Raw genomic sequence first — 25,617 nt, 5'->3', positions numbered from 1 at the left:
CTTATCCTTATATACGCCCATAACGGTCTTCAAATCTAACAATATCATCTTCACCGAGATACGAACCTGATTGAACTTCAATCAGCTCTAACGGAAGCACTCCTGGATTCTCTAGCGCATGTACTTGACCAATAGGGATATAAGTCGACTCATTTTCAGTTAGCAATATCGTTTTATCACCATTAGTCACTTTCGCAGTACCAGAAACAACAATCCAGTGCTCTGCACGATGATGATGCATCTGAATAGATAATTTGGCACCTGGCTTAACTGTAATACGCTTAACCTGATCGCGATTACCAACATCCAATGAATCGTATTTACCCCAAGGACGATATACCTCACGATGTATTTTATGTTCTGTACGCCCTACTGCTTTTAGATGATTTACTATCGTTTTAACATCTTGCACTTGTTCTTTATGGGCAACTAAAATCGCATCTTTTGTTTCAACAACAACCAAATTATCAATACCAACAACAGCGATCAATTTATTCTCGGAATGTAAATAATTTTTAGTTGAATTAACTGCTATCACATCACCTTTAACAACATTATTATTCACATCTTTTTCGGATACCTCCCATAATGCCGACCAAGAGCCAACATCGCTCCAGCCAGCATCCATCGGGACGACAATTGAAGATGTAGTTTTTTCCATCACAGCATAATCTATCGAGTCATCAGGACAATGTTGGAATGCATCTTTATCTACTCGAATAAAATCCATATCTGGAACACTAGATTGCATAGCTTTTTCACATGCAAGCAATATTTCTGGACTGTATTTTTTTAGTTCCTCGAGATAACAAGAAGCCTTAAATAAGAACATACCACTATTCCAATAATAATCACCGCTAGCAAGATATCCCTGAGCAGTATTCAAATCAGGCTTTTCTACAAATTGCTCAACACTAAATGCACCCTCTATAGGCTCACCAGCTTTGATATAGCCATAACCAGTTTCAGGGGTAATTGGTACAATACCAAAGGTCACTAATTTATCGTTGAGCGCGAATGGCAAAGCCTTGTTGACAGATTTTTGAAATTCTAATGTATTTTCAATTAAATGATCCGCCGCCAACACCAATAAAAGTGGCTCTTCATCTTTTTTTGAATTTTTTAGTGCTTGCAAAGCAGCTAAAGCTATCGCTGGAGCAGTATTACGACCAACGGGTTCCAGTATAATTCCACTGTGGGAAAAGCCACCTAAACGGATTTGCTCCGCAGCAATGAAACGGTGCTCCTCATTACAAATAAGCAATGGTGCATGATGTTCCAGACCGGTTAAACGTGCGGCTGTTTGTTGCAGCATAGATAACTCACCCGAGACAGTTAAAAATTGTTTAGGGTAAAGCTCACGAGAAAGCGGCCATAAACGACTGCCATTTCCACCGGCCATAATAACGGGTAAGATCATATTTATTTCCTGAATTATTGCTTAATGTCACTTTTATCGTTGATTCATATTGCAGAAGAATCAAAATACCATCGACTGTGCTTATGTACATGTGAATCAATTAGCAATTGTTCTTCTGACATCCATTTATATTGATTGTGTTGTTCTGTAGGAAGATTTAATAATTTCTCATCTACTAACAATCGATAACCTAGCGCAATATAATGTGTACTAAAACATTCAACACTCACATTGTCTTTATAAAAGTGTTCAAATGGCCCAATAAGTTCCGCTTTCTTAAAATCAAACTCAACACCTAATTCGTTTAATGTTAATCGTTTAAATGCATCTGACATTGATTCATCTTTTAGAATCCGGCCTCCAGGAACAAACCAATATCCTTGTGCTGGACGATTATTTCGTTTACCGAGCAGTATTTGGCCTAATTGGTTAGATACTATCAGATCAATTGAAATTAATGGCGCATTTTTAATGATCGTCTTAAAAGTTTCAAAAGGTAACATAAGAGTTTATTGCCAATTATAGTTAAACAACATTGAGTATTATCAATATTAAAGCTCTGGTATATAATTGAGTGATACACTTTTTATCCATTTTGAGACAGGTCAATCTTCAAGCTCCTTGTAAAGCGTAGGTTTTACTGTTCTTCAAAACAGTTTTAATAGACTTTTTTCTTAAAAAGATGTTTCAATCTTCTTTTTTAACAAAATGTCTAATTAACACAAACATCACGCCTAGCATACCTCCAAGCAGTGTACCTAATACGCAAATTAGAGCGCGTTTAGGCTTTGCTTTTTCTTCAGGCACTAGAGCAGGGTCAATAGTTTTAAAAACGTATTCATCACGCACTTCAGCAAACATGATAGTTTTCGCTTGCTCTTCCACTAACTTATACAAAATGGTTCGAATATCAGCCACATTAGTTAAGGCAATTTGTTTATTTAAAAACTCACTGCTACGATTCGCCTCAGCCACATCGCGATCTTTCATCACTTTGTTAATATCTTGGATTAACCAAGCGACCCACTGCTGCGCAACAGCAGGTGATAAATGCTCAACTGAAATAGTAACCATGCCAGTTTCTTTCGCTTTATTAACAGCAATCATTTTGCTAAAAACTTTATAGGCCTCCTGCATTGATGGTTCTGGTTTAAATGGCGCTTTAGCTTCACGTACCCAAGTACTGGTTTGTTCGTTGTAAAGTTCAGGATCATAAATTAATTTATCAGCATCCCTATCCCATTTTTCGGCTGCCATTAAATCGGCGAGGATATTATGTCTTTGAATAAAATCACTCGTAAATTGACGTGACTTTAATACCTCAATGGCTAATTCAGTTTTATCTGTACCGCCTTTACTACCAAGATTCACACCAGCAAGGCTTGCTAGTCCACCAAACTGCGATGCTAATGCACTTAAACCACCGCCTTGCTCTTCAGATGCAGGGGCTAATAAAGCTTCGGATTTATAGATATTGGGTTGTTTTATAGCAAAAATAACTGCACCAATTGCGAATACAGCTGTAATGGCAATGATTAACCATTTGCCTTGCCAAATAACGGCAAATAACTCACGAAGATCAATTTCGTCATCGCTTGTGGTTTGAGGGAATTGCGCGTCTGTTTTATATGTGTTTGGATTTTGAGTAATTTGTGTGTTCATTGGTTCTTCAGATTCTAGATTCTAGTACGCTGCGCGGCGAGAGCACTGCGCTGCTATAAAGGCAAAAGTTAAAAGCAGAGCGGGCTGCGCCTTGACAGAGCGCTACGCTTCTAGATTCTAGATTCTAGATTCTAGAGCGAGCATCCTAGTAGTTGCGAAGCAACGTTCTAGAGGCTGAAGGCCGTCCTAGAGACACGCAGTGGCGTCCTTCTTAGCTTTTACTCTTACTTTGCTTTTGTTTGATAACTGCACCTAAGATTTTGGCTAATTCTTTTGCCTCTTGGACCATAAGTAATGCGGGTTCCCTTGCTAAATATCCAACTTCAATGCCGATATAAAGTTGAGTCACCAACTCACCTAATGAACCTTTGGCATAGTACAAAAAGCGAATTTGATCTTTTAGTGTTTCACGCTCTTCACCTTATTCGGTACATCCATGTACCTCACCTCTTCGAGGCCGATGAAATAAATCACATCGTTCAAAAGTTGATCCTGCACTTTTGTCCGCAATATTTGAAGGGACAGATAAACCTGAACGAGTTATTTGATCTTTAAAACCCCAATTACTTACTGATTCTGTCACTTGATATATTTGACAAGATAATCGCGAGGCTCTTTTCCAAACATCCAATTGTTCGAATCGCATAATCTTCCTTGAGAACAGAAACTAGAATCTAGGACGCTTCGCGGCTAGAACGGCCTTCGGCCTACTATACAAGCAAAAGCTAAAAACAGAGCGTTGCTGCGCTCCTTCTAGATTCTAGAGCGAGCTTGCGGGCGTCCTAGCAGCAGCGTTTTTTGCTGCGCCCCTCGCAGTTGCGAAGCAACGCCCTAGAGGCCGAAGGCCGTCCTAGATTCTTCCTTCTACAACCCTGCGATAACTGATACAGCGACGGCGGTGTTATAGATAATACCCGTGATCTGTGTCCAGAGACTTAGGTTATCTTTATATTCCGTATCTAATGGCACAATAATGGTATCACCCGGTTGTAATTGGTCTTCACTACTAAACCAGCTCGAACGACCAGGCATTAGCACTGAGCCATTTGCTTGGATAACGTAAGTGCGGTCTTCATCAGCGCGTTTACGCGCACCACCGGACATAGCTAAATATTGGTCTAAAGTTAAGCCATCTTTAAATCTGTGAGTTGCTGGGTGCTGAACCTCTCCCATCACTGCAATGGTTTGCTTAGTCGATGGAACATAGAGAATATCGGCATCTTCAAGCTGTATATTCGCCTGTTCAATCCCTAATGAAATTGCCGCTAAATCGACAACAAGACGTCCTACCGCTTTGATATTTTCTAAATCAGCCAACATCAATTGCGCATCTGCATAATTGACCATAGTGCCATCCTGCGATACACCTCGTGTGGCTATATCTCGACGCAATTGATCGGCTAACTTTTTAATCTCTATTTGCTCTTGCTTACGAACAGACTCGCGCACAAATACGGCTGATGGCAAATAAGCATATTCAGTAAATCCACCCACACGAGCGATTAAATCGTTTAGTGTTTCACCGCGGCGGATATTGTAGCGCCCAGGGAATTTTACTTCGCCTCGGATTTCAACAACTTTAGATTCTTGCCAATCAGGAGTCGTCATCACTGTTAGCATGTCACGCCCAGTTAAACGGATATTGGCACTTTCAATTCCTTGTAAAGCTTGTGTTAAATCAAGATTATTATGCTTAATTCTCGAGCCATTGATATCGGTTGAGGTAGTGGTTAATTCAGCTCTAGCGGTATAAGCACCTTCTTTTAAACCACCTGCAGCGATCACTAAATCATTCACCCGAGCACCCACAGTCAGTGGATATACTCCGGGCTCTCTTACCTGTCCATCAATAGCAACTATTTGAATACCCGAGCCTGCTCGCCCTTGGCTATTTAATTTAACCATTACTGGGTAAAGTAACTCTTGACGACCCATCTGATTACTGAGTTTAAGCAGTTCTGTATCGTCAAATAAATTAGCCAACATTTTATTGACTACACCTTTAACAACCTCAGCCTCTTCAGACTCTTTCTTATCTGTTAGTACTACACCTGCAAGATCGGTACGTTGCGATAACTTAGTTTTATCGAGTTGAACAAAACCGGCTTTAAATAAATCTGAACCTAAAAGATTACTTGTATTTAAAGAAGTGACTTTTTCAACACGCTCTTTTACTAATTTATTTAGCTCATAGCGATTCTGTATATCATCTGAAAAATTAAACAGAATGATTTTATCACGCGCATTTAAGCTAAGATCTTGGCCACTTTCTTTAGCACTAATTGCTTTCCCTGGTGAGAATTGATGCACTTCAATATCACCGTATTGATTCACTTCACGGATCACGATTGCGTAATCAAGATCAGCAGAAGCCGCTAAGTCTCCCCACAGAGAAGGCAATACGTCACTCACTTTTTGACCGGCAAACCATTGATATTTACCCGGACGAACAACAGCACCGGCTATAGTGATGGCACTCTCGTATTGCTCCGACGCACTTTTTACGCGAACAATGTCACCAGCTTTGGCCGGTGTATTTCGACCTTGCTCAGAAGTTAAGTCTACATTCACTATGCTTTTCAAAGATTTACTATTATAACGCTCTATTGAACTGCTTTTAGGATATGCTCCTGTATTTAACCCAGCGGCCATTGCGATAACGTCAGCCATGCTCTCATTGTGTTTTAGCTCGTAAATGGCTGGGCGTCTTACTTCGCCGGTTACGCTTACAAGGCCGCCGATAGAAGGAATAAACACCACATCACCAGAATGGAGTCTTAAATCCCCCGACGCATCACCTCGCATTAACAGGTCATAAAGATCTAAAGTACCAACTAGTTTACCATTACGTTTCAGCTGTACATTACGTAATGAACCGATCTCGTTAACACCACCAGCGACAAACAGAGCCTGAGTAATAGTTGATAAACTTGAAACTGTATACGAACCAGGTTTATAGGCATCACCGGCCACAAAAATGCGTATCGAGCGCAACTCACCCATAGTGATATTCGACTCAATACCTATCATTTGCTCACTAATGCGCTGGGATAAAGAGTCTCTAAGCTCAGAGAAACTAAGCCCCATGACAGGTATTGGACCCAGCTCAGGGAACTGGATAACCCCCTCACGGTTAATGACGAGGTCATACTCTTTATTTTCTTTACCATAAAGCTGAACTTTAATGTTATCGCCTGGACCGACGAGATACTCTCCTGGAACAGGGACGTCTGACACAGGTGCAAATGTGCTTGGTTCACCAGCAAACATCTCATAACCGAAACGACGCAATTTTATTTTGCTGGGATCTTCAGAAAAATCTAACTCCGCTTTAGCCGCTTTTTTATCGGCATCAGAAACACGAGGATTGGTATCTCTTTCCCCTACGACTTCAGGATTTGTAACCTGAGTTTGGGCCTGAGAGCCTGAAAGCATATTAGGATCAATACCGTATTGCTTAGCAAGCCTTGCCTGTTCAGATTTCGGTAATTGCTTGAACTGCTCAATCATTTGTGGAGATGGCGTAACGGCATGAACCTGAGCGCCCATCAATATTGTGGCGCCAAGGCCTACTATGATGAATTGTTTGATTTGTTGTAACACCAGATATCTCCGATTGGATTTAAAATGATAAAAAGCAGAGTTGCTAGAAAAAACAGAGCGTCGCTCGCTCCTTCTAGATTCTAAAGCAAGCCTGCGAGCGTTCTAGAGCGAAGCGACCTAGAGCCACGAAGTGGCGTTCTAGCAGACAGGCCATCCTTTTTTGCTTTCAGACACGCTACCGATCCGCGTGGCGGCCCGAGGCCTTCGGCGTCCGCTTAACGAATGAAACTATTCATTCGATGTCTTTCAGACACGCTACCGCCCATAGATTGCGGCTTCTATATTGCCCTTCGCGATGCGAAAATTCATATTTTTCATTAACATAAAACAGTGTTACAAGAAATAGTTAAGCTCTAGACTCATTCAGTTTCGCTAGTAAAATACCTTAACCATAGGATGTAAACACTTAAGATAAGAGCTTATATTCTAACTTTATGATTACAGAATCTTACTTCAAAGATTCACTACCGATAGAACATTTAATGTTCAAACGGCCATTTTTAAGATCACACCTTAACAGGTTGCATTTTAAAAATGTAACTACAAACCCTAAACAAAATCAACAAATTGATTTTTAAGTAAATATTAAACACCTTGTCGCTTTGGTAAATACTTTATCAACTTCAAGGATAGCTAATATCTTACAAAATACTGAGCATTACTCTTACAACAGGTTTTGTACTTATGCACTTAAACACAAATTCGTTCCACACTTTGCTGTGGTACAGTAACCGTCTTTATCTGCCCCATAATGTTAAAAAGAACATGGCAACGTTTGTTTGGGCATTTTTCTTGAAAAATGCCTTCGAGATCAACAAAGGGGCCATCTGTAAAACGAATTTTTTCCCCCGTTTTTAGCTCTAATTCTTCGTCTAATACTGTTTGGGAAGGCGTTAGTTCTTTCATGCGAATGGCATGGATAATTCTGTCGTCAATGGGCGTCATTTTCTCTTGACAATTAACGATTCGATTCACACCACGAGTAGAATGGACCTGCCTGACACTTGTCTGACTTGGGTCAAAATTGATGAATAAATAATTAGGAAAGAGTGGTACACGACAGACTTGTTTGCGCCCGCGCTGAGATTTCTCTTCAGAGACCATAGGCAAATACGTCTCTAAATTTTGAAGTGCTAAGTTCTGTTGTGCTCTCGCTTCACTACGAGGTTTACAATACAAAAGGTACCATGCCTTCATAAGCTAATCTCACTACCCTATAAATAAGTGACGTCCATTCACGGGTCGCAATCATAGCAAAGATGCTCAAGTCGGTGGAAGTAATTTTTCGACTATTCCAGTCTCTCGCTCGGTATGCATACAATGACACTCACATTAACTAATTCATAATTAAAATCACAACACTATACTGCTGATAATGTCACCACTTAGCTTACCAAAATTGACTTTGGTTGCTTTTAAGGGGTATATAAGGTGGGATTTTAGCGAAAATACTCATTTTACTGCTAAACACATTACTTTTATTATAAGAACGTAACAATAACCCATACGTAACTAGCGGTTATTCAACAATTAATGAATGCTATAGCGGGAATTAATGGTTGATTAAACCTGCAGGCGATATTGGGACGAGCAACAACCATTTTTCTGTGGTGACATCATCCTGTTTCAGGGGCCCACAGGCAATCACGAGCTTAAGGTGGAAGACTTCATGAGCGTAGCAAAACCACAAGGAACAATGCTTGGGCATCCCAAGGGATTGTTCTTGCTGTTTACAACAGAACTTTGGGAACGATTTAGTTATTATGCAATGCGTGCCATTTTGGTACTGTATTTAGTTGATCAGGTGGGTAAACAAGGCGGTGGCGGCTTAGGATTTAGCCAAGCTGACGCTTTATCCTTGTATGGTACTTTTACTGCGTTAGTGTATTTAACGCCGCTGATTGGTGGTTGGTTAGCTGATAATTTTCTGGGTCAGCGCAAAGCCATTTATTTTGGTGGTGCGTTAATGGCGGCTGGCCAATTTATGCTAGCTGCGCCTCATGCTTGGTTTCCTGGTATTGAAACGACCATTTTCTATATCGGTTTAGGTACACTCATTCTGGGTAATGGTTTGTTTAAGCCGAACATTTCCACTATGGTGGGCGATCTCTACGAGGAAGGTGATCACCGTCGCGATGGTGCATTTACTATTTTCTATATGGGAATCAATTTAGGTGCGGCATTATCCGGCTTTATTGTTGCTTGGGCTTATACTAGCTTTGGCCACACTGAAATGGTTAATGGCCAAGAGGTTTTTGTTAATAACTGGCAGGCAGGTTTCTTCTGTGCTGGTATTGGTATGCTGCTGTCGCTGGTGATTCAATTTTTATTTGCTCAAAAACTGTTAGGTAGTATTGGCACCGTGCCTGCGGCCAAGCTTGAACGTGAACGCCAGGCTAAGCTAGGCAATACCCGTAAAGAACCACTTACTAAAATTGAGCGTGATCGTCTCAAGGTAATTATGGTGCTGGGTTTGTTCACGATTATTTTCTGGGCGGGCTTTGAACAAGCGGGCGGGTTAATGAACTTATTTACCAATGAGTTTACAGACCGTTACATAGGTACTTGGGAAGTGCCCACGACTTATTTCCAATCGCTAAACGCTATTTTTATTGTGTTATTTGCCCCTGTAATTGCTTCTATCTGGATCCGTTTAGGTAAAAATGAACCTAACTCGCCAGTGAAATTTGCCTTAGGTTTGTTCTTATTGGCGATTGGCTTCTTGTTCATGATTGGCGCTGTGGTTGAGATGGGTAGCGATCCTACAGCTAAATCAAGCATGTGGTGGTTAGTGGGTGCTTATTTCTTCCATACTATGGGTGAATTATGTTTGTCACCTATTGGCTTATCTATGGTGACTAAACTTGCTCCACTGCGTATTGCCTCTTTGATGATGGGCGCTTGGTTCCTGTTTATTGCGATGGCGAACAAGGTTGCTGGGGTCGTAGGCTCTTTGATTGGTCACGGTGGTGGCAAAGAGGAACAACTTGCTAATGCTATGTCAATTTTTGCTGGTATCGCGATTACAGCGGCCCTGTCTGGCGTGATCCTGTATTTTATGGCTGACAAATTAGTCGATTGGATGCATGGCGCAGAAACCAAGCATCACACTGAAGCTGAAGCCTTAGAAAGCGAAATTGCAGTGACGGCTGAACATGAAGCGATAAAACGTTAATAATCCTGTTCGACTGTTTTTGATTGTTAAAACAAAACGCCTTACTCGCAAGAGTAAGGCGTTTTTGTTAAGTCAGCTATTCGGTATACTCAATTTCGCCAAAGCGTCAAAAAAAACTAAAGGCTTAACTGTAGAAAACCACCTGCAGGTAGCGTTGCATCATAGACTAAGCCCTTAAACTTGTTATCAAGTAAAGCTTGTTTATGCTCAGGCTCACTTGTCGCAATACATAACTGTTCTTGCGGTAAAATACTGCGGAACTGAATGCTCGGTTTACCCCAATCTAACACACCAAGCTGAAGACTCTCAGACAGTGCTAACGGGCTTAATCCCTCGTCATTACGCAGATAACAACGCAGCCCCTTACCCGCCTGTGCAATAGCAGCACGGTACTTAGTTAGCTCAATAGCAACGTAAATCATATCGGCTTTAATATCGAGACCAGATTTCACTAAACGCTCGTTCAAATAACTCATCATGTTAAAGGGTTCAATAATACTCTGACTCTGACCATTTCTAAAATCTTTGAGCTTCTGATTAACAAAACTTCTCAGCAGAACGCAAGCAAACGCGGCTCGATTATCCTCTGGGTACAAATGGGCCATGTACATAATCAGGTAATCACTACCTACCATAGTTGAATCAATGAAATAACTGCTTATATCGCTATTTTTATAAAGGCTATAGTCAACCTTGGCTGCCGGATAACTAATATTTGAAGCGGGAAAGAGTTGTTGCTGAACTTGTTTTGCCGCAGCAACACTTTGCTCAAGCAATGCTAGATTATCACTTAATTCTTGGTGGGATAGCGCGTCAAAATCTGCGGTTTGAGTATCATCAATGTAGGAACTATTAAGGCTTTGTTTAATGGCTTGTTCAATAATAAATAAATCAGATACTGGCTTAACGAGATAATCACTTGCGCCAATGCGTAAGGCTTCAACGACGTCAGCCATGACATTATTACCCGAGATCACGATAGAAGGCACTAAAGGGGCTAACCTTGTCATTTCCTTAAGCATATCGAGCCCACCGAGCTTAGGCATACTCAAGTCTGCAAGAACAATATCGAAGCGCTGCGATTTAAAAACTGACAATCCTTGTTCACCATCACAGGCTTGTGTGACTTGCGCACCTCTGCTATCGAGAAAGCTTGCAACAATCTGCCTAAACACGGGGTCATCTTCAACTAAAAGAACCGCAACACCATTTAACGCCATAAAGGTTCCCGAATAAAGTTCATCGCATAGCCATTACTCAAGTGAATATGCCAATAACAAAATTTAACAAGGCTAGCATTTGATGACTAAAGACAAATGCTGTCAAGTACGGCCAATAGGGTTACTCAAGCTCCTGCATATACTGATCGAGCAACTCATCATCATCTTGCTTTTGAGGGACATTACCATCATAGACTTTATAGTCCATGTGCTGTAAATATGCATCTTTGACAAAGGCATAGGGATCGAGTGCATTATCAACAAGTCGCTCTTGATCGATTGCTGATGCTCTAGAATGAAGGTTTTTAAGTCCCCATTTAACAATGGATTGCCACATTGTTAACTCAGACAATGGGAAGTATAGACCATCAACCCAATCAGACGCGAGTTCTCGCACAACATAAGGACCCGCAAATGGCGCCATGAAGTAAGGTCCATTAGGCACCCCATAATAACCCAGCACTTCATTAAACTCATCTTGCTTGCGGCTCATACCCATCATGTCAGCGACATCAATGACACCTAATAAGCCGACAGTAGAATTGATTGTAAAGCGTCCACCAGCATTAGCTGCCCAGCCCCACTTACCCTGCAGCACATTGTTTACTAAGCTGCTAGGTTCCTCTAAATTCTGCACAAAGTTATTGATACCTGTTTTAGCAGGCGTAGGAATATAATCGTTATAACCATGGGCTACAGGACGATATAAATATCTATCTAGGTAGAGATAGTTGAAGTCCCACATAGCTCGGTTAAAGCCTTCGAACGGATCGCGGGGATCATCATAGGTAATTTGTACCTTAGCAGGTGTTTCCTGCTGAATGGTATCTGATAGGGATACTTCAGCCGATTGCACTTTAGGCAACAGCATTAACCCCAAAGATAATCCCATCCATTTTAACTTCATATCGCTCTCTTAATATAAATGTACAGTTTAGACATCAAATTTTCGCTAAAGTGACAATACAAAAATGACGATATAAAGATAATTCGTCTTAGTGGCATACTATCCAGTATGACAGTTCCTTTGTCACAAGGCGCATAAGCTTACTTGGCAAAAAAAATTGGTCAATTGTTAATTTTACTAAACGAATGTATCGCAGGATAAACTATATAAGGTCATTAAATGGAGTCGATTCCACTTATCAGCAGTCAAAATTCGCAGTTACACACTGCGATGGCTAACACTGATGCCCTCAATGCTACTCCACGCCCCATTCCAGCTCAGGTGCAAACATCACCTGAGGGAGATAGTATTATTCTAAACGGTACAGAATATAATTTAAAGCTAGTTAATGCTCAACAGCGGCAAATATTGTTGACTGCTAATAGCTTTTTAGTCACGCCCAATGCGCAGAACAGCTCAACTCCAACTACGATAGTGCAAAACTCCACTAGCCAACTGCTTGCCTTAGCTACACCTCTCGTACTGAAAATTCCTGAGGCAGTGATCAATCTGGCACAACAAAATGGCATATCTCAGACGCAGCTTTCAGCGCTTGCGGCTCGCACACAGGGCTATCCATTACCCAACGTCACTATAGTTAACAAGGAGCTTCAATTTGCTAATGGTACCGTTGTAGCACAAGATCCTGGACCCCAGCTGAATCAAGGTGAATTCATCGCGAAAATAGCCTTTCAACAAGGGCGCCCTATTTTATTACTCACCCCAATACAGAGCAAACTCGAAATCATGATTGGGGCGCCAGTAAATGAAACTCAGGTTCCCACAAATAAACCATCTTCTGATCTTGTGATCGCGAAAATTGAACCAGCCCAGATCATTGCCTCCTTTCTAAAAAAAACTCGAAAATATCAACTTTCTACCTGAGCCCACAAAACAAATTGTCACGGCTAAAGTCGGTATTATGCAGCTTCAAAATAAAGTAGATGTTCCATCATCGCCTAATGCGACTGGCTCACAGAATATCTCTAACGCGCAAGTCATAACGCCAACAACTAAAGACTTAGGTCAGATCAGCACCCAAAACTCAGCCCTTGAAAATCGGCTTGTGGGTCAATCACCAACATCACAAATGGGTGAAAACGTAAATAGCAAAAACGGATTATCTCAAGGCTCAAAAACGTCACAAGAAATCCTAAGTGTGAGTCCTACAGACATAAACAAACTTAATAATATTTTAGGATCCAGTAGCCAAAAGAGTGAACAACAAGGCAATGATGCTAAGACTGACACTTCGGTAAAAGTGGCTGATGTCTTACAAAAAGCGTTCAATAAAGCGGGGGCACTTCCTATTGAGCTATCTCGTTCTAATAGCAGCTCGAATTTAGCATCTGAGTTATTGAAACACCTACCGCATTTAGGGCTACCACCACTGAGCCAATTGAATGATATCGATGAACTCAAAGCCAATATTCTCGGTCTAGCGAGTCTAAATCTTGCTACACCTCAATCAAATCAAGCCTCAATGCTCATGAATGGGAGTGCAATTACCTCACTTTTTCAGCTGCTACTTGGCTTTAAAGCCAATAACAATTCGAATTCCGTTAGCAAAAAGCTTGCCGACTACCTTGATCAGTTACAAGCTAAAGTGGGCTTCTCCACTAAACTACTTGGGCAACTGAGCAAAGCAGGAGGCCTTGATAGCATGGGACTATTAGCCTCTAACCTGCATTTATACCAACAGGCAAGTAATGAGAGCGCAGGCAATTTAGTGTGGTTCTTCGCCCTGCCCTATGGCATTAACCAACGACAGGAGCAACTGGAAGGGAAATTTGAGCAAGAAGCCGATCCTGATGACCCAGATAAAAAAATGGGATGGCGTTTACAACTGAAGTTTAATCTAGCACAAGGACCTCTGCTGATTTCAGCCCAAAACCACAATCAACAATTAGATATCCAGTTTAAAGGCAATAGTCAGATACTACTTAATAAGGTTAATAACTTTTTAACGCCCTTAAGCCAAAAACTATCACAACTGGGTTTTACGCCTGGAGAACTATCAACTCAAATAGCGCAAGTACCAGCAACCTTATTACCTGGTGATCATTTCCTCGTAAAGACAAAAGCTTAATGAGTGACAATGTTCCAACACTAATATTGAGTTCATTATACAAAACATTGGAAATAACGATATGAGCGAAGAGAGTGAACCTAAACAAGCTGTCGCACTGAGCTACGATGGCCGTAACGCTCCTAAAATAGTCGCGACTGGTGAAGGGCTTATCGCAGAAGAAATTATTGCCTTAGCTAAGGCTAACGGCGTTTATATCCATCAAGATCCCCATCTGAGCCATTTTTTGCAATTGCTAGAGTTAGGAGAGGAAATTCCCAAGGAGCTTTACCTGCTTATCGCCGAACTGATTGCATTTGTGTATATGCTCGACGGTAAATTTCCTGAGCAATGGAATAATATGCATAAAAAAATTGTCGAGAAGGCATAAAATAAAAAAGCTAATTCAGAAAAATTAGCTTTTAGTGTTCAATTGGCTACCGATTACTTACGATGCAGACGGATCAACAGCTCGGCTTCAGCTTTAGGTAATTCGCATTCCTTAATCAACTCGTCAACGCCAGCACCAAGCGCGACCATCTTCATGGCTCGAGTATAAAGTTTTGCCTGTGGATCCTGTTGAGTCGTCTCTTCAATCCGTTCAGACTGTTGCAATATGCGTTTCTCTAATTCAATAACACGACGGCCTACACCGATAGTGCCACTGCGTAATTCTTGCAATTCGCGTTTAAAAGACTCTCGCTGCCGATCGCCCTCTTTAACTAACACAGTCAATGCATCAACTTTGCTTCTTAATTTACTCAATTGCTTTTGTAAAAAGAGTACTAACCCTAAGCATGCGATGACATAAACTAACGCTGCGATCAAAAATTCATCGCCCATCAAAAATCCTTATACACACTCAAAGCCATAGATTAGGAGCTGGCTTACAATTGAGTTATCTATTCCAAAGTGCTCACTTAACGTCACCAATATAATTGGCCATTGTTCAAGCTATTATAAAAAGACTTCGTCTACCCATAAATCGTAAATACTCAACATCATCGATTTATTCGCAAATAAACAAAATGGCTGAATGAATTCTAATCATTCAGCCTTATCACACTCATTGATTAGATCTGAGTCAACTCGGCCCATTCTTCGTCGGACAATAATTTGTCGAGATCAACTAAGATAAGTAATTCATTGTCGCGGTTGCTCACGCCTTGAATAAACTTAGCACTCTCTTCCGTTCCAACATTAGGCGCATTGTCAATTTCAGAGCGGCGCAAATAAACCACTTCTGCAACACTATCAACTAAGATACCAATGACCTGCTTTTCAGCTTCGATGATAACGATTCGAGTTGAATCATCAACTTCAGCAGACTGCAATCCAAAACGTGAGCGGGTATCAATTACAGTAACGACATTACCACGTAAGTTAATGATGCCTAGTACATAATAGGGGGCACCGGGTACAGGAGCTATTTCAGTATAACGCAGCACTTCCTGCACTTGCATTACGTTGATACCGTAAGTTTCATGGTCCAACTTAAAGGTAACCCATTGTAATACTGCATCATCTTTACTTGCAGCGACTGCTGCTACATTTCTTGTATCTTTCATGTTTACCTCAACCAATTGAGTCCTGACAACCTAAACCCGCATTAAGCATTTCAACTAAGGCTTGTACGTGCAAAATGCCACACATCTGTTCTTTCACTACACCCGCTAACCAAGGGCGTTTACCCGCTTGACTACGCCAGTTGACTTGCGACTTATTAATTTTTACCGCATTGACCAAGGACTCACAAGTCAATCCCCAGTTACTGCCTTCTAATAATACAAGATATTGATAATTTACTGATTGCGCCAGTTTATCTGTGTATTTTTCTGGCATAACCCACGCACAAGTATCAACAATGTTCAATTGCTCCTCCCTATGCGTCTGTACACCAAGAAACCATGCGGGTCGACCAAAGATGTGGTTTATCCGCTCAACTTTTACTATTCCGCCTAAACTCACCAAAGGCACAGCCAATGTCAGCCCTGCTACTTTAAAGAATAGTACCTGAAACTCATCATCGAGCACTTCTTGCAAATCTTTTGTCACACTAGGAGGCGTAATGCCGACTTGTGTTTCTGGCACAACCACTGGCTCAACGATTTCATCAGCAACGGTTTCATTAACAACAGGCTGAGCTTTTGGTACTTCCACCACAACGGGTTGAACATCAATAGGTGGCGCTATCTCTACTGAAGGTGGTATCGGTTCTAACCTTGCAGTCTTTAGTACTGGCGCTAATAATTTCTCTAACGCTTGCTTATTCACTTGAGCTACAACCTGGCTTACCGGAGCAACAAACTCATGTTGTCTTGGCGCCGCTTTTGGCTGCAACTGCGCAATAGGCGTTATGGCCTTCTCTACATTCTGCGGTGCGGCAGTGCGACCATTTTCAGCCAAAATTGCCGCATCGAGCAATGCTGCCTCCGTTTGATTAACGGCAACATTTTGATTTGAGTCTGCTTTTACAATGCTTTGAGGGGAAACAATCTGGTTTGGACTGTCGTCTTCCTGCAGCAATAATGCGAAAAAATCAAAAACAGTTTCATCAACCGATTTTGACATGGCCAAACTCCCCAACTAATAAGAAATCTAATAATCTTTCATAGGCTTTAACGCCGCGGCAACCACTCGCATAATGCGATGCTGGTAAATGTGCCAAACTGGCATCTCTAAACTTAGTGTCTACTGGAATAACGTCTTTCCACAAAGTATCACTGTATTCGGCACCAAGAACTTGCAAAGCCGCAGGTGATGCTTTGGTGCGTTTATCGTACATGGTAGGCACAACAGTGTAACTGTAGCGCGTCTTCTTAGATCGGCCCATTAACTCCATCGTTTTAATCATCCGCTCTAGCCCTTTAATGGCAAGAAACTCCGTCTGCACAGGAATAATGATATGCTGACTTGCCGCAAGCGCATTGACCATTAATACCCCGAGTACGGGTGGGCAATCAACGATAGCAACATCATAATCATCAGCAACCAGTGCTAATAAATTACGTAGTACTAATCCCATTCCCTCTTGATGACCTAAGGCTCTGTCCAAGGTAGCCAATGCCATAGTTGCAGGTAATAAATCCAAACCATCGACTAAGGTTGGCACTACATGGGATAAAACGAGTTCCTTAGAAAGGTTTTTATGGGCAAGAAAAACATCAAACAACGAGCCTGGAACCTCTTCAGAATCAATACCTAAGTAATAACCTAACGAAGCATGTGGATCGGTATCTATCATAAGAACACGCTTACCACGCTTAGCTAATGTTCCCGCTAAACTCGCTACCGTCGTGGTTTTACCTACGCCACCTTTTTGATTCGCTATGGTCCAGACTTTCAAGAAGTGACCCCTACCTATACTGGTTAATATGCTAATGAACTAGAAAATTGTGAGTTCACAAATTCTAAAAATTACTGCTCTTTTCTGGTCGTGACTCGAATGCCGCCATTGGGCAAACTAATCACTTTGACACCATCGGCATTCTCAGATATCACCACGGGCAGCATCTCTGCATTTTGGGGGGCAATTGTCTGAGAAACAGCTTTAACCTCTTTTTCTGGCGCTTGAAGCTGTTTAGGAATAGAGGATTCCAGATTAGTTTTTTCCTTCGCCGTATCTATTTCAGTATCTGGTTTGCCCAGCAAAGGCGGAATGCTATTTTGTACCGGCTCAGGACCAATCGCTACAGCCTTCTGCTCACCAGGAGCCGCTAATTGCAACATTGCTTTAGTCTGATCGGGATGAGACGCTAACCAAGTTGCAATGGCTTCAGCCTGTTCGTCAGGTACCATTAACAGCACCTGAGTCGATTCCAAACGTTTTATATCCGCCTGCAGCAAACTATTCTTACGCTTGTAATCAAGGCTTAAGGCACCAAGAACCAAAATGGCTATGCCCATCAACAAGATGATGAGCACACTATTTGTGCTCATCGGATATTGATTTTTAGACACGAACAGACTCTTTTAAAATACATTCGGCCATGTTGTCTAAGGCTATTGACTGGGTGGCAATCCCTGCACTCGCAACGGCTTGTGGCATACCATAAACCACACAACTGGCTTCATCTTGCGCCCAAATGGTAGCGCCTACAGCTTTCAACATCCGTGCGCCTTCTCTGCCATCCGCCCCCATGCCAGTTAATACAACAGCAAGCACATCACCACTAAAGGCTTTAGAAGCAGAAGCAAAGGTGATATCCACACAGGGCTTATAATTCATATCAGCACTGCCAGCGATAACTTTTAATCGGCCACTTGTTCCAGTACGTTCAACCATCATTTGCATACCACCCGGCGCTAAATATGCACAACCCGGTTTAAGCAGATCGCCATTAGCGGCCTCTTTTACTTCAATCTTACATAAGCCATTTAAACGACTCGCAAATGCAGGGGTAAAGGCAGCAGGCATATGCTGGATTAATAAAATAGGATGCGGATAGTTTGCTGGAAACTGCGTGAGTATTTTTTGCAGCGCAACCGGACCACCAGTAGATGTACCGATCAGCAATAATTTATACTGCTTACCACTTGCACGAATCGTCGTTGCCGTTGAGGTTCTAACAGGAGCTGCGACAGGCGTATGAGCCGATATACTGGTTGTACCTAAAACGCTACCTGTTGGACTTGGACGCGCGCTAGTTGTTGGCGAGACCACCGGACGTGCAATAGGACGAAACATTCTGCGTCGTCCCAATGCCTTAACTCTTTGTTGCAACAATAAAATGGCATCATCTTTGTTGGTCGCAATATCTTCAAAACGTTTAGGTAGAAAATCTAATGCACCAGCATCTAAAGCGTCTAACGTTGCTTTAGCGCCATCATGGGTTAAAGAAGAAAACATCAAGATCGGAGTCGGACACTTAGCCATGATTTCACGAACAGCAGTAATACCATCCATGACAGGCATCTCAATATCCATTGTGATAACTTGGGGATTAAGCTCAGCAGCCAACTTCACCGCTTCGGCCCCATTTGAGGCCGTCGCGATAACTTCCAGTTCAGGATCTTGATTGACTATTTCACTAACACGTCGTCTGAAAAAACTTGAGTCATCAACGACTAATACTTTAATGGCCATTCCATTCCTTAGCTTGGAAACTAATTCTTACTTTTCGCATAATGCTTTAGCAATCCAGGAACATCTAAGATCAGTGCAATACCACCATCCGATGTAATTGTCGCACCAGCCATCCCAGGTGTGCCATGTAACATAGCGCCAAGAGGTTTAATAACGACCTCTTCTTGTCCTATTAAGGCATCCACTACAAAACCAATTTGCATCATGCCTAATTGCACGATAACCACATGACCATGCTTTTTATCGCCATGTTTAAAGGTCGTTTTGTTTCTATGTAGCCAGTGTTCCAAATAGAACAAAGGTACTGCCTTATTACGCACTATGACAGTCAGTTGCCCATCAACAATATTGGTTTTTGTGAGATCGAGATGGAAAATCTCATTCACGCTAGATAGAGGTAATGCAAACACTTGTTTAGCGACATCGACCATTAAGGTAGGCATAATCGCTAATGTTAACGGTACTTTAATCTCAAGTATCGTTCCCTTACCTTTCATAGAATCAATATGTACAGTGCCATTAAGCTGGGTGATACGAGTTTTTACCACGTCCATCCCAACACCACGGCCTGAAATATCTGAAATCTCAACTTTAGTTGAAAAACCTGGTGCAAAAATCAAATTATAGGCTTCGCTGTCTGTCATCCGCGAAGCAGAATCTTCATCGAGTACACCACGTGTTATCGCGATTTTTTTAAGTTTCTCAGGATCCATTCCTGCGCCATCGTCTTCGATTTTCAGCAGTATATGGTCGCCTTCCTGACTTGCAGATAAGGTAATCGTTCCCGTTCTTGGCTTACCACTGGCTTCACGCTCGTTTGGCATCTCGATACCATGGTCCACAGAGTTACGCACTAAGTGGACGAGTGGATCGGCAAGCGCTTCAACAAGGTTTTTATCTAAGTCAGTTTCTTCACCGACCATGATCAAATCAATTTCTTTGTTTAGTGTACGAGCAAGATCACGTACCACCCGAGGGAAACGACCAAACACTTTCTTGATCGGTTGCATACGGGTTTTCATCACAGCGCCTTGCAAATCGGCAGTAACGAGATCTAAGTTCGCAAGAGCTTTCGACATCTCCTCATCATCACGGCTGATGCCTAAGCTCACCAATCGATTACGCACTAACACTAACTCACCCACCATATTCATGATCTGGTCGAGTCGTGCGGTATCTACACGTACTGTTGTTTCACCCTGAGGCACATTCGCAGAGCTAGCCTTAGCAGGTGCTTTATCGACAACCGCAATTTCCACCTTAGGTTTTGCAGCAACGACTGGAGCTGGTACTGCGGCTTTAACTGGCGCAGGAGCATGTAGTGCAGCAGTAGGTGCTACAGTCGCAACAGGGGGCGTAGGCGCTTTTACTTCAGCTTTCGCAGGTGCTCCGCCTTTCCCATGGAGTTCATCAAGTAATCGTTCAAACTCATCATCGGTAATTTCATCAGCATCTACAATCGGTTGAGGCGCAGGTGTTGCCACAACCTTAGGCTTAACAGGCACTTCAGCCTCAGCTTTAAATTTACCTGAACCATGAAGTTCATCCAGTAACGCCTCGAACTCATCATCAGTGATGTCATCACCTGATGTTGAAGGTGTTTTAGTTGATGCAGCAGGCTTTGCAGCAACTGGCTCAGATACAAATGTGGTAGCAGCGACCGCAGGTCCCTTTCCTGAACCATGAAGCGCATCCAATAAAGCTTCAAATTCAGCATCATTGATATCATCGATACTTGAAGACGTATTTTCAATGGAAGATGAGTTATCACTTATATCAGCAGGGATTTCTTGAAGGGTAGGAGTATCAATAATGACTTCAACAACAGGTTCTGGCTCTACAACCTCGGCAGAAGCGACTTCAGATGGCAAAGGCGCACCTGAACTGAGCATTTTAAGTCTCGCTAGCAAACCTGAATCAGCGGGGTCTTGTTGCTCGCCCTGCTGGGTTTGCGCAAACATGGTATTAATTGCATCAACAGCCTGCAAAATAATATCCATCAACTCTGCGTTAACGCTACGCTTGCCTGTCCGCAATAAATCGAAGGTATTCTCAGCCTCATGACAAACATCCACCATGGGAGTTAAGCTAAGAAAGCCAGCACCACCTTTAACGGTATGAAAACCTCGAAAAATGGCGTTCAGCAAGTTAGTATCATCAGGATTATTTTCAAGCGCAACGAGTTGCTCTTGCAGAAGCTCTAAAATTTCACCGGCTTCGATTAAAAAGTCCTGGAGTATCTCTTCATCTACATCAAAGGCCATCAAATTGACTCCCAGTTAGAAACCCAGACTCGATAGAAGATCATCCACTTCGTCTTGACCCGTTACCACATCTTGACGAAGCTCGGCATTCATTATCGGGCCTTCTGCTTCAATATTATTTTTCTGAGCAATCTGACTTTCAATCATAGGTTGCTCACCAAATACCGTCAGCATAGAAACCAGATTACTTTCTACTTCCATTACTAGATCAATAACACGACGTATTATTTGTCCTGTTAAGTCTTGAAAATCTTGCGCCATCAAAATTTGATTAAGCAATTCACGTAATCGAGTCGAGTCATTTGCACTACGAGACATAAGGTCTTGTACATCGTGACAAAGGCCCTTAAATTCAGTCAGCGCTATCTCGCGTCGCATTAATCTGTCCCAAGATGGCATGACATTTTGAATATTTACGGTCACGGCATTAGCCAAAGGTAAACATTCTTCAACCGCATCCATGGTTTTATTTGCAGCTTGTTCGGTCATGTCAATAACGTAATTTAAACGTTGCTTGGCATCGGGGATCTCTGTATTGGCTAATTCAGCAAGACGATTATCAACTTGAAAATCCATCAGCGCACTATGAAGTTGCCGAGTTAATTTACCTACTTCTTCGAATAATTCTCGTTGCAGTGGAGCAGCAAGCTCCCGAAATAAATCATCTGCCTGACTTTGCTCACCTGCACTTAATAATTCAACTAAATGCTGAGCTTGCTCGAGCGTGATGAGCCCTGATGTTTGTGACTTCATAGCTCATCCTTGCTCAAGCGAGTCGTTCGAATATTTTATCTAACTTCTCTTTCAGCGTTGCAGCGGTAAAAGGCTTAACCACATAACCATTCACTCCCGCTTGAGCGGCAGCAATAATCTGTTCACGTTTTGCTTCAGCAGTCACCATTAATACGGGTAAATGCTTTAGCGAATCATCAGCGCGAATTGCTTTTAACAGATCGATTCCTTGCATACCAGGCATATTCCAATCTGTAACAACAAAATCAAAATCCCCCTTTTGCAACATCGGCAGGGCTGTTGAGCCATCGTCTGCTTCTTGGGTGTTATTAAACCCCAAGTCTCGCAACAAGTTCTTGATGATACGCCTCATTGTCGAAAAATCGTCAACAATGAGAATCTTCATATTCTTGTCCAAGGTTTCCTCCGGTGAGCTGACATTCTGTGCTCGATTAATAATTATACTTATGTCCAGTGCTTGAGTTTAGCTTTCAATCGCAACATTGCCTGACTTAATATCTGGCTAACCCGCGATTCACTGACTTCAAGAATGGCGCCAATCTCTTTTAAATTCAATGCTTCATCGTAGTACAGGGATAACACTAATGCATCTCTTTCAGGCAATAATTTAATTGCCTCAACCAGAGCAGAATGAAATTGGTTCTCAGCTAATGCTTCAAATGAATCATCATCGGACCGATCACTCACTGTAAGTATATCCTGAGATACGCCTAAATCTTCTATCCCTATGATTTTTCCGACAGAAACATCGTTAAGAATATGATGGTACTCATCGAGCGTCATATCAAGTTTTTCTGCAATTTCTGTGTCGCGTGCATCACGGCCCAGTTCTTGCTCTAACTCATCAATAGCGTGTGCAACCTTACGATTGTTACGATGAACGGAACGAGGGACCCAGTCGCCACGACGAATTTCATCTAACATGGCTCCACGTATGCGTATGCCGGCGAAGGTTTCAAATTTCGCACCCTTGCCACCATCAAACTTGGATGATGCTTCTAGTAACCCCATCATCCCAGCTTGGAGTAAATCATCTAACTGCACAGATGCAGGTAGTCTGGCGAGTAAATGATGCGCAATTCTTTTAACCAACGGAGCATACTGTTCAACGATCGACGATTTATTGTCTAAACAAGTATACGCAGCGGCTTTATTCACTCGTTTTTTCCTCTTGAAAATCTGGTCGTTGTACTAAACGCTCAACGAAAAACTCCAAATGCCCACCAGGTTGCTGCGGCACAGGCCAGCTCAAAATTTTATTTGCCAATCCTTGATAAGCAATTGCCGCTGGTGATTTAGGATAAGCTTCAACCACCAATTTTTGTTTACGAACAGATTTACGTAAGTTTTCGTCAAATGGAATAGTGGCGACTAATTCAAGTGCAACATCTAAAAATCTGTCGGTCACTTTACTGAGTTTAGCAAATAATTCCATACCTTCGCGTAAACTACGCACCATATTGGCAACTATTTTAAAACGGAACACACCATGCTCACGGCTGAGAATTTTAATCAGGGCGTAGGCATCGGTAATCGAAGTGGGTTCATCACAAACAACGACTAACACATCCTGCGAAGCACGTGAGAAACTGAGCACCATATCTGAGATCCCAGCCGCAGTATCTACGACTAGAATATCAAACTGAGTCCGCATCTCACTAAATGCACGGATTAATCCAGCATGTTGCGCAGGGCTTAATTCCACCATCCCCTGTGTTCCTGAGGTGGCAGGTACTATGCCTATCCCCTTAGGACCACGCACGATAATATCGTCAAGCTCTGCATCACCAGAGAGAACATGAGAGAGGTTACGCTCGGCACGAATACCCAGCATGACGTCGACGTTTGCTAAGCCAAGGTCAGCGTCAAGTACCAAGACACGCTTGCCTTTTTCGGCTAATGCCACAGCAGTATTAATAGAAACGCTGGTTTTACCCACGCCTCCTTTACCACCAGTGACCGCGATTACTTTCACTTTTTCGTTATAGGGTTGATTCATCATACGTAAACCACTTGCTTGATCCAGGGTCATAAATCTACTCAAATGCACAGGCCATATTATCTGACCACGCTGTGTCTTGTAATGATTGTTGTTCTGTACTATCTAACGCTGCGAGTGCCTGCTGGGCTAAATCTAGGGTATCCGCAACTTTCATATCTTCAGGAACTCTTTGTCCATCAGTAATATAACTTAATGGTAATCCGTTTTGGATCAACACACTTAATGCCCCTGCTAACGACACAGATTCATCGAGTTTTGTGAGAACGACACCAGATAGGGGAATGCGTTTAAAATGATTGACTGCATCTTGCAGCACACGGCGCTGCCCTGTCGCAGACAGTACCAGATAACTGCGGATAGGTATCCTGCTATTTGCAGTTAAATTATCAAGTTGCTGGTAAAGGCGCATATCTCGCTGTCCCATGCCAGCCGTATCTATCAATACTAGCTTGCGATTCCTAAACTGATAGAGAATTTGCTCTAATTCATTTAGATCATGAGCTTGCTTTACTGGGCAGCCCATTATTTTGCCATAAGTTGCTAATTGCTCATAGGCTCCGATGCGATAATGATCTGTGGTAATTAAAGCAACATGTTCAGCACCATGATGTGCCGCAAAACGGGCAGCAAGTTTAGCTAATGACGTTGTTTTACCAACGCCAGTAGGACCAACTAATGCAACCACCCCGCCCTGTTTCACAATGTCATCACCCTGATTGTCAAGCATATTAGCGAGACTTTGTGGTAATGCTCTGACTAATTCAGCCGGCGTATAATGCTGACTCAGCGCGGCTAATTTATTTGCAACCGCAGGGGAGAATTCAGCCTCAAGTAATTTGGCTTCGAGCATAGCACCGACGGGATCGATGCGTTTTTTATGTTCCGTCATCAAGGAGGATACTTGATGTGTCAGTAAATTACGCAGTGATGCTAATTCATCACGCATAGCTTCAATATCAGCACTTTGTTTTAGTGATGTTTGTGGCTTTTTATCAAACGAGGAAGGCGCTTCACGACGTTCTGGTTTCACAGCAGTAGGGGCTTGTAAGCCCTTAGCCCATGCAGGTAACTCGGCATCAACTTGCTGATGTGACATTTGTTGATTCAAACGGCTTTGCTGCTTCTCAAGTAAGGCTTGTAATGAGTCTGCAGGAGCGGCTGGCTTAGCGCGAGTTTCTACACGAACTGGCTGCTTAGCACCGAGGGACACGAGATCGTCGCTCACGTCCATAAAGGTCGGTGCTGGCGCAGTGGCTGCAGTTTTTGCTTTAGGTTCGTCATAGTCAACGGCAGCGACAATTTCGATGCCACCGTTCACTTTTTTATTTGACATAATGACGGCATCTGAGCCGAGTGTTTCTTTCACTTGGGCCAGTGCGGCGCGCATGTCTTTGGCAAAAAATCGTTTAATCTTCACT

At 42.4% G+C, this 25,617-nt stretch carries 21 protein-coding genes and 2 pseudogenes; 3 read left to right on the top strand and 20 right to left on the bottom strand.

Translation table 11 applies throughout. The features are described from left to right. Positions 1 to 7: 7 nt before the first annotated feature. The 6 genes and pseudogenes from HQQ92_RS05835 to rfaH all read right to left on the bottom strand — a co-directional run bounded on the left by HQQ92_RS05835 (position 8) and on the right by rfaH (position 7,882). Positions 8 to 1,420: a mannose-1-phosphate guanylyltransferase/mannose-6-phosphate isomerase gene (locus HQQ92_RS05835; RefSeq protein WP_173243825.1), complete on the bottom strand. Its 1,413-nt coding sequence runs from the start codon at positions 1,418 to 1,420 to the stop codon at positions 8 to 10. 44 nt (positions 1,421 to 1,464) lie between these two features. Continuing rightward, positions 1,465 to 1,923 (bottom strand): GDP-mannose mannosyl hydrolase, encoded by a 459-nt coding sequence (locus HQQ92_RS05830; RefSeq protein ID WP_173243822.1) that lies wholly within the window; start codon positions 1,921 to 1,923, stop codon positions 1,465 to 1,467. A gap of 184 nt (positions 1,924 to 2,107) precedes the next feature. Beyond that, positions 2,108 to 3,082 (bottom strand): Wzz/FepE/Etk N-terminal domain-containing protein, encoded by a 975-nt coding sequence (locus tag HQQ92_RS05825; RefSeq protein ID WP_173243819.1) that lies wholly within the window; start codon positions 3,080 to 3,082, stop codon positions 2,108 to 2,110. 211 nt (positions 3,083 to 3,293) lie between these two features. After that, positions 3,294 to 3,728, bottom strand: a pseudogene (locus HQQ92_RS05820) (four helix bundle protein). A gap of 218 nt (positions 3,729 to 3,946) precedes the next feature. Continuing rightward, entirely contained in the window at positions 3,947 to 6,685 is a 2,739-nt protein-coding gene (locus HQQ92_RS05815; protein ID WP_173243816.1) for an SLBB domain-containing protein, read from the bottom strand. A gap of 690 nt (positions 6,686 to 7,375) precedes the next feature. Further along, complete coding sequence (gene rfaH, locus HQQ92_RS05810) at positions 7,376 to 7,882, bottom strand: transcription/translation regulatory transformer protein RfaH (RefSeq protein WP_028761162.1); 507 nt, start codon at positions 7,880 to 7,882, stop codon at positions 7,376 to 7,378. Positions 7,883 to 8,354: 472 nt separating this feature from the next. On the opposite strand from rfaH, the gene HQQ92_RS05805 reads away from it, so the two are divergent. Continuing rightward, a complete protein-coding gene (locus HQQ92_RS05805) occupies positions 8,355 to 9,860 on the top strand; it encodes a peptide MFS transporter (protein ID WP_173243813.1) in 1,506 nt (501 codons plus the stop codon). Between the two features lie 116 nt (positions 9,861 to 9,976). Here the strand turns inward: HQQ92_RS05805 and HQQ92_RS05800 are convergent, their stop codons facing one another. After that, positions 9,977 to 11,080 carry a response regulator gene (locus HQQ92_RS05800; RefSeq protein WP_028761164.1) on the bottom strand — a complete coding sequence of 368 codons (1,104 nt, stop codon included), beginning with the start codon at positions 11,078 to 11,080 and terminating at the stop codon, positions 9,977 to 9,979. A gap of 121 nt (positions 11,081 to 11,201) precedes the next feature. Beyond that, the gene (locus tag HQQ92_RS05795) at positions 11,202 to 11,987 is read right to left on the bottom strand and encodes a VacJ family lipoprotein (RefSeq protein WP_028761165.1); all 786 of its coding nucleotides are present in this window, start codon (positions 11,985 to 11,987) and stop codon (positions 11,202 to 11,204) included. 219 nt (positions 11,988 to 12,206) lie between these two features. On the opposite strand from HQQ92_RS05795, the pseudogene HQQ92_RS05790 reads away from it, so the two are divergent. Both HQQ92_RS05790 and HQQ92_RS05785 read left to right on the top strand, forming a co-directional pair. Continuing rightward, a pseudogene (locus HQQ92_RS05790) lies at positions 12,207 to 14,115 on the top strand (hypothetical protein). Positions 14,116 to 14,176: 61 nt separating this feature from the next. Next, positions 14,177 to 14,485 (top strand): EscU/YscU/HrcU family type III secretion system export apparatus switch protein, encoded by a 309-nt coding sequence (locus tag HQQ92_RS05785; RefSeq protein WP_028761167.1) that lies wholly within the window; start codon positions 14,177 to 14,179, stop codon positions 14,483 to 14,485. 53 nt (positions 14,486 to 14,538) lie between these two features. On the opposite strand, the gene HQQ92_RS05780 is transcribed toward HQQ92_RS05785, so the two are convergent. The 12 genes from HQQ92_RS05780 to flhF form a co-directional block, all read right to left on the bottom strand. Further along, the gene (locus tag HQQ92_RS05780; protein WP_173243810.1) at positions 14,539 to 14,937 is read right to left on the bottom strand and encodes a DUF2802 domain-containing protein; all 399 of its coding nucleotides are present in this window, start codon (positions 14,935 to 14,937) and stop codon (positions 14,539 to 14,541) included. Between the two features lie 230 nt (positions 14,938 to 15,167). Next, positions 15,168 to 15,662, bottom strand: a complete 495-nt coding sequence (locus HQQ92_RS05775) for a chemotaxis protein CheW (RefSeq protein ID WP_006082380.1) — start codon at positions 15,660 to 15,662, stop codon at positions 15,168 to 15,170. A gap of 7 nt (positions 15,663 to 15,669) precedes the next feature. Beyond that, positions 15,670 to 16,665 carry a chemotaxis protein CheW gene (locus HQQ92_RS05770; protein WP_105251948.1) on the bottom strand — a complete coding sequence of 332 codons (996 nt, stop codon included), beginning with the start codon at positions 16,663 to 16,665 and terminating at the stop codon, positions 15,670 to 15,672. Beyond that, complete coding sequence (locus HQQ92_RS05765; RefSeq protein ID WP_028761170.1) at positions 16,649 to 17,440, bottom strand: ParA family protein; 792 nt, start codon at positions 17,438 to 17,440, stop codon at positions 16,649 to 16,651. Before HQQ92_RS05765 ends, HQQ92_RS05770 begins: the two co-directional genes overlap by 17 nt. A gap of 71 nt (positions 17,441 to 17,511) precedes the next feature. Next, entirely contained in the window at positions 17,512 to 18,033 is a 522-nt protein-coding gene (locus HQQ92_RS05760) for a membrane anchored protein in chemotaxis locus (RefSeq protein WP_173248599.1), read from the bottom strand. A gap of 13 nt (positions 18,034 to 18,046) precedes the next feature. After that, positions 18,047 to 19,180: a chemotaxis response regulator protein-glutamate methylesterase gene (locus tag HQQ92_RS05755; RefSeq protein ID WP_028761172.1), complete on the bottom strand. Its 1,134-nt coding sequence runs from the start codon at positions 19,178 to 19,180 to the stop codon at positions 18,047 to 18,049. A gap of 20 nt (positions 19,181 to 19,200) precedes the next feature. Continuing rightward, complete coding sequence (locus tag HQQ92_RS05750) at positions 19,201 to 21,444, bottom strand: chemotaxis protein CheA (protein ID WP_173243807.1); 2,244 nt, start codon at positions 21,442 to 21,444, stop codon at positions 19,201 to 19,203. Positions 21,445 to 21,459: 15 nt separating this feature from the next. Beyond that, complete coding sequence (locus tag HQQ92_RS05745; RefSeq protein ID WP_028761174.1) at positions 21,460 to 22,197, bottom strand: protein phosphatase CheZ; 738 nt, start codon at positions 22,195 to 22,197, stop codon at positions 21,460 to 21,462. Between the two features lie 13 nt (positions 22,198 to 22,210). After that, a complete protein-coding gene (gene cheY / locus HQQ92_RS05740) occupies positions 22,211 to 22,594 on the bottom strand; it encodes a chemotaxis response regulator CheY (protein ID WP_007649667.1) in 384 nt (127 codons plus the stop codon). A 47-nt stretch (positions 22,595 to 22,641) separates the two neighbouring features. Continuing rightward, entirely contained in the window at positions 22,642 to 23,355 is a 714-nt protein-coding gene (locus HQQ92_RS05735) for an RNA polymerase sigma factor FliA (RefSeq protein WP_028761175.1), read from the bottom strand. Continuing rightward, on the bottom strand, positions 23,348 to 24,229 hold the full coding sequence (locus HQQ92_RS05730) for a MinD/ParA family protein (RefSeq protein ID WP_006082389.1): 882 nt from the start codon (positions 24,227 to 24,229) through the stop codon (positions 23,348 to 23,350). The genes HQQ92_RS05735 and HQQ92_RS05730 overlap by 8 nt, the downstream gene beginning before the upstream one ends. A gap of 4 nt (positions 24,230 to 24,233) precedes the next feature. Then, complete coding sequence (gene flhF, locus HQQ92_RS05725) at positions 24,234 to 25,616, bottom strand: flagellar biosynthesis protein FlhF (protein ID WP_028761176.1); 1,383 nt, start codon at positions 25,614 to 25,616, stop codon at positions 24,234 to 24,236. Between the last annotated feature and the right edge of the window lies 1 nt (position 25,617).

The organism is Shewanella sp. DC2-4 (genome assembly GCF_013248875.1).
Classification (GTDB): domain Bacteria; phylum Pseudomonadota; class Gammaproteobacteria; order Enterobacterales; family Shewanellaceae; genus Shewanella; species Shewanella oncorhynchi.
Note: the sequence above shows the minus strand (reverse complement) of the source record. Positions and strands in the feature narration are given on the sequence as shown.